Annotated in this window: 15 protein-coding genes; 10 read left to right on the top strand and 5 right to left on the bottom strand. The window is 33.3% G+C overall.

Annotated features, from left to right (window positions below):
* The 3 genes from NV377_RS06445 to NV377_RS06435 all read left to right on the top strand — a co-directional run.
* Positions 1–190 (top strand): hypothetical protein (locus NV377_RS06445; protein WP_258200321.1); only part of this gene is annotated, 190 nt, incomplete at its 5' end.
* Positions 183–509: a hypothetical protein gene (locus NV377_RS06440; protein ID WP_258200320.1), complete on the top strand. Its 327-nt coding sequence runs from the start codon at positions 183–185 to the stop codon at positions 507–509. The genes NV377_RS06445 and NV377_RS06440, both read left to right, overlap by 8 nt.
* The gene (locus NV377_RS06435; protein ID WP_258200319.1) at positions 502–855 is read left to right on the top strand and encodes a hypothetical protein; all 354 of its coding nucleotides are present in this window, start codon (positions 502–504) and stop codon (positions 853–855) included. The genes NV377_RS06440 and NV377_RS06435 overlap by 8 nt, the downstream gene beginning before the upstream one ends.
* Positions 856–969: 114 nt before the next feature.
* Here the strand turns inward: NV377_RS06435 and NV377_RS06430 are convergent, their stop codons facing one another.
* The 3 genes from NV377_RS06430 to NV377_RS06425 all read right to left on the bottom strand — a co-directional run bounded on the left by NV377_RS06430 (position 970) and on the right by NV377_RS06425 (position 2,398).
* Positions 970–1,215 (bottom strand): hypothetical protein, encoded by a 246-nt coding sequence (locus NV377_RS06430; protein WP_258200318.1) that lies wholly within the window; start codon positions 1,213–1,215, stop codon positions 970–972.
* Positions 1,216–1,504: 289 nt separating this feature from the next.
* Entirely contained in the window at positions 1,505–1,735 is a 231-nt protein-coding gene (locus NV377_RS26015; RefSeq protein ID WP_506737368.1) for a hypothetical protein, read from the bottom strand.
* Between the two features lie 12 nt (positions 1,736–1,747).
* Entirely contained in the window at positions 1,748–2,398 is a 651-nt protein-coding gene (locus NV377_RS06425; RefSeq protein ID WP_258200317.1) for a hypothetical protein, read from the bottom strand.
* Between the two features lie 226 nt (positions 2,399–2,624).
* Between NV377_RS06425 and NV377_RS06420 the strand changes: the two genes are divergently transcribed.
* Positions 2,625–3,233, top strand: coding sequence for a sigma factor-like helix-turn-helix DNA-binding protein (locus tag NV377_RS06420; protein ID WP_258200316.1), 609 nt, complete (start codon positions 2,625–2,627; stop codon positions 3,231–3,233).
* A gap of 126 nt (positions 3,234–3,359) precedes the next feature.
* On the opposite strand, the gene NV377_RS06415 is transcribed toward NV377_RS06420, so the two are convergent.
* A complete protein-coding gene (locus NV377_RS06415; protein WP_258200315.1) occupies positions 3,360–4,055 on the bottom strand; it encodes a hypothetical protein in 696 nt (231 codons plus the stop codon).
* A 158-nt stretch (positions 4,056–4,213) separates the two neighbouring features.
* Here NV377_RS06415 and NV377_RS06410 point away from each other — a divergent pair, with 158 nt between their 5' ends.
* The 3 genes from NV377_RS06410 to NV377_RS06400 all read left to right on the top strand — a co-directional run bounded on the left by NV377_RS06410 (position 4,214) and on the right by NV377_RS06400 (position 6,771).
* Positions 4,214–4,393: a hypothetical protein gene (locus NV377_RS06410; protein WP_258200314.1), complete on the top strand. Its 180-nt coding sequence runs from the start codon at positions 4,214–4,216 to the stop codon at positions 4,391–4,393.
* Positions 4,394–4,671: 278 nt separating this feature from the next.
* Entirely contained in the window at positions 4,672–5,952 is a 1,281-nt protein-coding gene (locus tag NV377_RS06405) for a hypothetical protein (protein ID WP_258200313.1), read from the top strand.
* Positions 5,953–6,081: 129 nt separating this feature from the next.
* On the top strand, positions 6,082–6,771 hold the full coding sequence (locus NV377_RS06400; RefSeq protein ID WP_258200312.1) for a hypothetical protein: 690 nt from the start codon (positions 6,082–6,084) through the stop codon (positions 6,769–6,771).
* 113 nt (positions 6,772–6,884) lie between these two features.
* On the opposite strand, the gene NV377_RS06395 is transcribed toward NV377_RS06400, so the two are convergent.
* Positions 6,885–7,391, bottom strand: a complete 507-nt coding sequence (locus NV377_RS06395) for a hypothetical protein (RefSeq protein ID WP_258200311.1) — start codon at positions 7,389–7,391, stop codon at positions 6,885–6,887.
* Positions 7,392–7,761: 370 nt separating this feature from the next.
* Between NV377_RS06395 and NV377_RS06390 the strand changes: the two genes are divergently transcribed.
* From NV377_RS06390 to NV377_RS06380, 3 genes are all read left to right on the top strand, one after another.
* Positions 7,762–8,391, top strand: coding sequence for a hypothetical protein (locus tag NV377_RS06390; protein WP_258200310.1), 630 nt, complete (start codon positions 7,762–7,764; stop codon positions 8,389–8,391).
* A gap of 314 nt (positions 8,392–8,705) precedes the next feature.
* Complete coding sequence (locus NV377_RS06385) at positions 8,706–8,966, top strand: hypothetical protein (protein WP_258200309.1); 261 nt, start codon at positions 8,706–8,708, stop codon at positions 8,964–8,966.
* 108 nt (positions 8,967–9,074) lie between these two features.
* On the top strand, positions 9,075–9,302 hold the full coding sequence (locus tag NV377_RS06380) for a hypothetical protein (protein ID WP_258200308.1): 228 nt from the start codon (positions 9,075–9,077) through the stop codon (positions 9,300–9,302).
* Positions 9,303–9,382 lie beyond the last annotated feature (80 nt).

Below are 9,382 nucleotides of genomic sequence, written 5' to 3'. Positions count from 1 at the left end.
AGAGCAACTAGAGCAAGCACAGCAAGAGAGTCAGAAGTTGATTGAAGCGTTGGAGTTGATCAGTACTCGAACAATGTCGCAGTTTATGAATGGTTCAATGATGGCTGGAAACATGCGTGATATTGCTATATCAACTTTACAGGAGGTACAGCATGGGACAAGTATAGAGGTAGGTGAATCTAGTGAGTGACAAGCTGAAAGGATACATCGATGATCTAACAAATAAGCGAAAAATATTAACCAAAGGTGAATTTGTAGAGTTATCACCTGGTGCGACAAAAGAAATCCTTGAAATTCTAGTTCATCATAAAGAGGTATTAGAGCAACTAGAGCAAGCACAGCAAGAGAGTCAGAAGTTGATTGAAGCGTTGGAGTTGATCAGTACTCGAACAATGTCGCAGTTTATGAATGGTTCAATGATGGCTGGAAACATGCGTGATATTGCTATATCAACTTTACAGGAGGTACAGCATGGGACAAGTATAGAGGTAGGTGAATCTAGTGAGTGACAAGCTGAAAGGATACATCGATGATCTAACAAATAAGCGAAAAATATTAACCAAAGGTGAATTTGTAGAGTTATCACCTGGTGCGACAAAAGAAATCCTTGAAATTCTAGTTCATCATAAAGAGGTATTAGAGCAACTAGAGCAAGCACAGCAAGAGAGTCAGAAGTTGATTGAAGCGATACAAGGCAAGATTGCCACTTTAGACAAACGCATAGGAAATATGAGCAAGCATAAAGTAATTCATTGTGACCACTCCGAAAGAATTTCTACTTTAGAAGGTGAGGCTTATATGTGGGAGCAAGCATTGAAATTGATAAATGAAATTCGAGGTGAATCTAATGAGTGAAGCAGTAGAGCAGTTAGGATAGTGCAGAGTAGACATATAAAGCGACGTAAGAAGGAAGGGGAAATTCGCTACAAATGAAACTTTAAAAACCAGCAAGCAGCAGGCTTTAATTTATTAATTATCTTTCTTAAAACCATAACCTAACGAAACTAAACCTATTAAAAAGAATAAGGGAACAAATAAGTTATCAAAAAAACCTGCAGTTGCTACTTCGGGTACCGCTCCAGTCATTTGTCCAGCAGAGAATCCAGCTTTGACTAAACTTGTAGAAATTGAAGAAGAGATGCGTTCTAAAGAATAAATAAATCCTGATGACAATAAAAAAACTAGACCTAATACTTTGTAATAAATTGAATTCATGATATCACCACCTATTTTGGGTAAATTTAACATATTGGCTAGGTAATTGATAGAACGCAATATATCGCAGTACAACGATAATGCGAGGTAGACATTAGAGCAGTTAACAGGATAGTGCAGGGTAGACACAAACTGTGCAGGAGGTAGTAAAGCTTATAAAAAGTTTCACGAAATGATAGAAGTAGAAAAAACAACGCTAAGTAAGCGACTGTTTAATCGTAATTCGAGCCCTCCAGAAATCATGTCTGAAGGGGCTCGAGCTCTGTTAATAATTTATTTGGTTTGATATTTATAAGTCATTGTCGTTCTTCTTATCTCTTTTACGCACTAATGAGATTGCATTAAGCAGGATATACAAAATGACCAATATCAAGTAAACCCAGAAACTTTGTGTTATTGGTTTTTGCCATTCAGTTAATCCATTGTATTCAGAAACTGCAACTAGAGTAAGGAGTAAAACGCCTAGTAAAATTAACACCCACATTATTATACGCAGAATTTGTTTGTATTTAGATTTCATAGGATCTCTTCCTTAAGGTTGATAAATATAAGTTCCATAATAATCACCGGTACTTGCAGTAAATGACCAAACATATCTATGAATAGGTGGGACAAAAGGAATAATCATTCTTTGATAATCCCAATTGACAGTACCCCCTATTGCTCCGCCTGCAATCGTTGCCAAACCACTAAGTCCCATTGCAGCTATTACACCTGGAGATCCTAACCCTGCAATTGGAACCGCTATCATAACAGCTAGCGCAGCTACTGTTATTCCTTTTGCCCAAGTGATTTTTTCGGATCCGGTTTGAATTGACTTAAAATCATCATCTGCTTTAACTGCAAAATTCTGTGTCGAAAGAGCATTCAATCTATCATTTCCATTGGTACTCATTGCTTTGCCATTATAGTAGATCGTTGAATTAGTCAAGTCATATGACACAATTTCTATAGAGTTATCTAGAGTGTTAGTAATAACAGCAGTAGTGTTGTCCTCTGTATAATTGTAGTCTACAGTGTAAGTTATACCATCGATATTCAGAACCTCTTTACCCAATTGACTAGTATAACTAAACTTTGATGATGCGTCAATAGATGCTGTTGAAGCTTCTGCATTAGCTAACGGTACGGAAGAAAGAATTACGCACGCGCTTAAAACCGAAAAAGTCATTTTCTTAATCATTTTATCCATATCTCCTCTATTTTTGAATTTTTATGTAATTACTGGGATGTATAAACTAGTATATATTTAATATTTTTTAATTACAAGTGAAAGATTTATAGTGCTTAATTTACTATATTTAGTAAAATTACTATTATTTATACATTTTAGTAGTTTTTAATCTCACTGAATCTTTTCAAATTGTATTGCAAATAATCGAAACTTGATTTTAAGGAGGCTGAACAGTATGACCGAACAAGAATTAATCGAGCAACTGAGTAACTATAAACGCCTACAAGCACGTATGCAGGTACTGTCTAGTTATTCGGTAGGTGGTGGAATCACTGTGAGCCGATTAAACCAAGATGATCAACTACAAGAGCTACATCAAAAGCTAAGAGGATTGCCATCATACGCATACCTAAATAAGAGAGAACAGAAGCTAGAGAAAATTGCACATACTTACTTAGGCTACTACCCTGCAGGAGTAAAGAGCCAAGAGAGAGTTATTCCTATACAAGGTATAGATGATGAGGATACTAAGCTATTAAAAGAGCTTAAGCATAAGATTGAGAAGGTAGTAGCAGCTAGAGGTTATGACATTAGAGATGATTTAGATGCTGTACTAGACCGTGTCGCAGAGTACCAGGACTTACAAGAAACTATACTAAAGATTGATATGGTACTTAATGCAGTAGAGCAGGTAAAACGGAGATATGCAGAGTTACTACGACTTAGGTATATTGACGAAATGGCAGTCGCTAAAGTTTGTGAGAGGTTAGGGGTGTCAGAAAGTACTTATAAGCGTTGGCATCGTCTTGCAATCGTGGAATATACAACAATGACCGTAAAATGAACTATTCGTTGTCTTTTTAAATGGAAACTTGACATGTATAATGGTATTATCAAACGAAATGTAAACAACGAAAGGTCGCCTAATAAGAGGTTGCCTTTCGTTATAAGAAATATATATTAGAAGAGTCTATACTGTGAATAGTATTTCTAAATCTTCAACTGATTTTTGTTTGAAGTAATTATCTTTACACCAACAATTGGAACAGTTTCTTTTTGATTTTATCACTCTGTCATTGATGAACGTATTTTCACCAATTGATTTTTTTAATTCACTTTTTGCATGTTTGAATAAATTTCTTTCGTTAATTTTTATTTCCGGATCATCTAAAATAATTTCTTCCAAATAGGGATCAAATAATAGAGGGAAAGTTGTATCTCGCAAAGTAATCATTTCCCTTACTGCTTGGTTCGAATAGCCTAGTTCAAATTCTTCTATTGAATTGAAATATCTGTCCTCAATTGGAGAATTAATATCCCAGTATATTGGATTGTTGTTTGTCACCCAAAGAGGGGGTAAATCTGGCGATGATAAAATATCAATGTTAAACTTGAATAGCACGGGACCGTATAAATTTTGTCTATTGTGAAAAATATGTAAATCAGAACTATCAAGAAAAATATCGTTCCATACGTTAAAATGTTTGTCAAGATTATCAGAACTTTGCGGTGTTTGTTTTAGGTTATGAAATTCTATCGCACCTCGAGAATATAAACCTCCATTTTTTAGAAAAGAGCAAGCTGTTTTTACTGTATTAGCATGATATAAATGAGTAAACCCCTTGGCTTTTAATATTTGTAAGATTTGAATATTATCTAATTCCATAATTACCATCCTTTCCTATATATTAGTACTATTTTACCATTTGAAATAATTCCGACTAGTTGGAACATATGTTTGTAGCAGGTCTGAATTAATAGTTAACTGATCGCAGGAAATATCTGCCTTATGTCGAATAGTGGCAATTGAGGGAGGTGATAATAATGTCATGTTCTGTATGTGGTGGTAAAGGACAAGTTTATAATGATGAGTGGGATAAAGAATGGGATAGATTAGATCAGAAATACCCATCTCATGATCTAGTTAACGCTAAAATTGATGATAGCGGAATTCCTAAATATATCCGCTGTAACGCTTGTGATGGAACGGGAAAATGCGAATAGTGAAAATAAAACAAAAGTCACTCAATTGGGTGACTTTTTCTATTGAATAAAACAAACATAACTCAGGTGGTGGAGATCATCTTCTTGTTAACACTCTTTTGATAAAGCTAGGTATAAGAGAAATTTGATATATTGGCATGGTATAGACCGTTAGACGATATAGTAAGAGTGAACCAATACCGAAAGGTTCGACTTCTTCGGAAGAGGTACTTTTATTTACAGTGCAGGAAAATCCTTGTTGGTGTCGAAATAAGGCATAAAAGGAGAGCGATGATAAAATGAAAACTTTAATAACTCAATATCTACATAACCTGAAAACACTAGAAGTATTTATTACAGGGATTCAGCAAACCATTATAGAAAACACACTTGAAACATTAAATAAGAATATGGAAGAATTAAATCCATTATTTTTAGCATTAAGAGAAGAATCCGAAAGGATTAAAGAAGAGAAGAAGATCCAAAATGAAGAAATAATAGGGAATAAGAAGGATGATAACGCACCATTAATAGACATAGAAATAGAAAAAGTTAATAAAAATGATGTTCAAATTAGTTTTAACGACCGTGTTTTGGGTCGTAAAGTTAAATCAGCAGTCGAGGAACTGACAGTTTCCGCGAATCAATTACCATTACTGTTCGAAAGTTCATTAATCTCATTAGTAACATTCTTTGAATTACTAATTTCCAGTTTGCTACATGAATATGTAAAGAAATACCCTGATTCATTAAGTATAAGTAAAAAAGAATTAAAATACTCTGATTTAGTAAACTTCGATTCAATAGAGGATGCAAAAGATTATCTGATAGAGAAAGAATTACAAAATTTAATGTATGACGGTTTAAAATCTTGGATTGATTTCTTCAAGAATAAAATAAAAATAGACATGTCTGAACTAAATAATAAATTCGATAAAATCAATGAAATATTAATTAGAAGGAATTTATTTGTACATAACGGAGGGAATATTAATTCAATATACCTTAGTAAAGTAAGCGAAGACTTGACAAAAGGAATGAATAAAGGTGATAGGATTGAAGTCAATTTAGCATATATGTTAACTTCATTGAATTTATTAAAGCTTCAAGGTATTATTTTAGGAATAAAAGTATGGAGTAAAAGAAAAGATGAGCATATAGCTATTGTTGAATACTTACACGAACTAAGCTACGAGTGTATGACAGAAAAAAAATGGGATGTTGTCGGGGTTGTATCTGACTTTATAATGGATTTTAAGCTCAGTGAGGTTGATGTTTTGGTTAGCCAAATGAATAAATGGCTGTCTATTAAAAGAACTAAGGGACTTGAAACTATTAAAGATGACATCGAAAAGCTAGATCTGTCTGCAAAAGAAAAACGATATAGAATATGTAGGTATGCATTATTGAATGACCACGAAAATGTTTTTAAAGAGTTAAAAGAAGGTTTTCCAGAAAAGTTACAGGAAGAAGACATAAAAGAATGGCCTATATTTGAGGATTTCAGAGCATCCAAACACTATCAACAATTAATAGAGAAACAAGGCTCTAAATCAGAGGTGGAACTTGAGATGGCCTAAACCTTATACTTATCCTAAAGCACCCTAACCGGTGCTTTTTCTTTGGTTTAATACTCTTACACAGAATACATCATATATTGTCTGCTAATGGAAGATACTGTATGATATTTCGTAGGGAGAGGGATAAAAGTGAAAAATGAGAAAGAAGATACAATTGTAAAAGTAATTAATTATACAGTAATACCAATGCTATTGTTAATTCTATATTTGTTATTTGTTGCAATCTTTTATTTGATTGCAAAACTATTTATTGAAAATAACGATATGATAGTAGCATTGATAGGTGCAACAAGTGGAGTTCTAAGTGTGGGAGTAACCTATTTAATATATAAAGCAAATATGAAGTATTATTATGATAGAGATGAAAAAGAGCGACGTTTATCGATAATACCTTTTATATATATTACTAATGATCTACTTGGTCATATAAATCAAAATTCAATAAGTATATATAATAGTGAATGGCCAGAAGATGAGTCTTTAGAAAATGTTATAACACACCATTGTTTTATTGCATTCGAAAATGTTGGTGTGGGTAGTGCGGTAAATGTTCGCTTTTATTCAAAAAGAATGACAGTAGCAACAGGATGGAATAGTATTAACTTGAAAGTAGGGGATAAAATAAATTTCGTACTAAAAATTAGTACTGAACGCGAAATCGAAAGAATAAATGATGTTCAAATACAATATAACGATATCTTTGGCAATGTTTATGTGCAAGAGTTAATGTTCCTAAGCTCAAACGAAGGTAAAATAAATAAATGTAGTATAATCCCTACGAAAAAACCAAGAAGAATAATAACTAGTGAAGCGCCTTAGGGTGCTTTTCTATTTAATAAACATAACTCAGGTGGTGGGGATATGTATTGGCAAGGACAGGATGTACATCGATATCCAAGTAAGAGGACAAATGAAGATTGAATAAAAAAGCCCTATTTAGAGGGCTTAGTTTTTTTCGATAGATCTTTGGTTTGAGTTTCTTCTCGCGAAGAAATGATATCTTTTAGTAATTCCACATATAAGACTTCTTTTTTAATCTTATAATAACCTGTCATCAAATGGTAGAATGCCAATGCAATCAAAAAACTTAAGATCCAAGTTGTAACGTTTATTAAGTATTCACCCTGTTCTCCTAATTTAGCATCGGGTCCTTTCGAAACAACAGTAGATATAAATATACTAAACAAGCCAAGAATTATAGCGATTCCCATTGATAGATAACTGAGCATGATTCCTTTCTGTTTAGTCTGCTCTAGTTTAATTGTAAAATGAATAAGCGAATCTTTTATGTCCTCAGTAGTAAAGAATCGATAATATCCTAATAATTCTTGTCTGAGATTTTTTACGTAATAGACATTTGCTTTTTGTATTTTTCTAAAATCATTACTAAGTTTCCTGTTATGAATTATAAAATCTTTTTTAGCTTTTGCTTCTCCCATATGTGCCTCCCAAAGTATTTTATAGATAAGGACAGTTAATATATTCCACAATATAGTACAATCAGCATTGTTGTAAAGATGTCCTTTTATTCCTTTTTATACTTTAAAAAAACTAACGTTAACCAGGTGGTGGTGATCATGAAGTGGCAAGAATAAGAGATCCAAACAGAAATTAGCACAGTAGATATAAAAACAACAGAAAAATGAGATTAACCTTGTGCAATTTCACTTTAATCTGCTATAGATGGATTAATAGTTGAGATAATGTCTGTTTCAAAGTTTAGCATTATGTAATATCCGTAGTAAAATAGTAATAAAAGTGTCATATACTAAAAGTAATAAAAAGTCGTGAACGTAGAGGAGTGACGCTATGAATCAAGTAATCACATTAAAAAAGAACTCGGATGCAGAAGATACTCAAAAGATAATACAAATTACGTTCTTCGATGATATCAATGAAGAAGATATTCGGAAAACTAAATGGTTATTGGATAGATACACAGATATGATAGACATATGTCGTAACTATGAAATAGCAATGAGTGAAATGGAAAACGGATTATCTGCCTATGATCTCTTAAGTGCTGAGGGCTCAGTAGGGAAAAGAGAAACAGGCCAGGAACTAACTGCTGATGTAACAGCCAATACAGTCATTCTCAAAGATAAGCGTGAAGCTAACTATAAATTCTATTTAGCGATTACTAATATTGTAAAAGGTGTAATAAACAATATACGTGATCCTCATGAGGGATTGACAGCAAAACTACTTTTTCTAGAGGGCAAGAAATACTTGAAAGCACAGAACTACATGGAAAAAGGATATAAGAAGGATGTACCAGGTATATCAGCCACTACATTTGCGGATAAGCGGCTTAGAGCAATATCGAAAATTGCAACGAGCTTAAAAGTGAATCGGACATTGGACTTCGTAGTCATAGATTATGGTCGTGGAAGAAACAAAGAAGGAGAAATTGGTTTGAGATTACCAGAAATGATGTAGTAAATATGAATGGATATAAGAATGAATCGTTGCTATTATGAAATCATAGAAAAAATGTAGTACGATGTGTGGTGGCGGAAAGGGTAGACGCTAAATAAACTCGGCCCAAGACTCAGATGGAGTAATCATGCATCGGGTTATAATGAAGGTGTGCATGATATGTAAGGTTCGAATCCTTGCCCACGCAAATGTAATGAATAGCTTATAATCTTCAACTAGTACACAACCAATGAATTTTCAATAATACTTGAAACAATCATTTTTAAACGATACCCTTAATTTAGGAAATAAAATAAAAAAGGGGATGAATGGAAATGTTTCACGAAATTATTGAAAGTAAAAATTCAAGAAGCATTGTTAATATCACGAATAACCAAACTTTCGATGAGGGAGTTTTGACGAGTACTACGAAATGGGAAATTACAATTGATGTGCGTGAATCGAGAGGAAAAGCAACTTGTCTTGATGAGAGAGTAAGATTTCAAGCAAATATCGATTGGGTAGAATTAAAAAGTAACCATCTACTTGATGAGATGATTGGGGTATGTAAATCGCATAGTATTAATCATTTTTAGCACCCTAACCGGTGCTTTTTCTTTTGGAAAAGGTGCTTAGATACTCCACATCATGGATTGTCTAACTTTGGGAGATAATGTATGATGTTTTGAATGAGGAGGGATTTTGTGAATGTTTTTGAAGGTGTAGATACATCAGTAATAGATAATATGTTTTGGACGCTAATTAAAACGATGGGAATCTTTGTCTTAGCACCGTGTATCCTTGGAGTCATAGTAGGCAGAATACTAAGAGTAAAAAGAAGGGCTATGGATTTTATTATTACGTTATTCGGACTAGCAGGAATATACATATGGTTATCAAACTATGATCAAATATATAAATGGTTATCTTAAGTCACTCAAATGAGTGGCTTTTTTATTTGCTAAGGAAAATTTTCCTTAGCTCTCAAAATACAAGGTGGTGGTGATAAATG

It is taken from the genome of Paenibacillus endoradicis, from assembly GCF_024721975.1.
Note: the sequence above shows the minus strand (reverse complement) of the source record. Positions and strands in the feature narration are given on the sequence as shown.

What these genes read in the sequence shown, in the direction of transcription:
- NV377_RS06410 (WP_258200314.1), top strand. Translation starts at nt 4,214, where the DNA reads ATGTCATGTTCTGTATGTGGTGGTAAAGGACAAGTTTATAATGATGAG.
- NV377_RS26015 (WP_506737368.1), bottom strand. Translation starts at nt 1,735, where the DNA reads ATGAAATCTAAATACAAACAAATTCTGCGTATAATAATGTGGGTGTTA.
- NV377_RS06390 (WP_258200310.1), top strand. Translation starts at nt 7,762, where the DNA reads ATGAATCAAGTAATCACATTAAAAAAGAACTCGGATGCAGAAGATACT.
- NV377_RS06415 (WP_258200315.1), bottom strand. Translation starts at nt 4,055, where the DNA reads ATGGAATTAGATAATATTCAAATCTTACAAATATTAAAAGCCAAGGGG.
- NV377_RS06420 (WP_258200316.1), top strand. Translation starts at nt 2,625, where the DNA reads ATGACCGAACAAGAATTAATCGAGCAACTGAGTAACTATAAACGCCTA.
- NV377_RS06425 (WP_258200317.1), bottom strand. Translation starts at nt 2,398, where the DNA reads ATGATTAAGAAAATGACTTTTTCGGTTTTAAGCGCGTGCGTAATTCTT.
- NV377_RS06430 (WP_258200318.1), bottom strand. Translation starts at nt 1,215, where the DNA reads ATGAATTCAATTTATTACAAAGTATTAGGTCTAGTTTTTTTATTGTCA.
- NV377_RS06405 (WP_258200313.1), top strand. Translation starts at nt 4,672, where the DNA reads ATGAAAACTTTAATAACTCAATATCTACATAACCTGAAAACACTAGAA.
- NV377_RS06395 (WP_258200311.1), bottom strand. Translation starts at nt 7,391, where the DNA reads ATGGGAGAAGCAAAAGCTAAAAAAGATTTTATAATTCATAACAGGAAA.
- NV377_RS06385 (WP_258200309.1), top strand. Translation starts at nt 8,706, where the DNA reads ATGTTTCACGAAATTATTGAAAGTAAAAATTCAAGAAGCATTGTTAAT.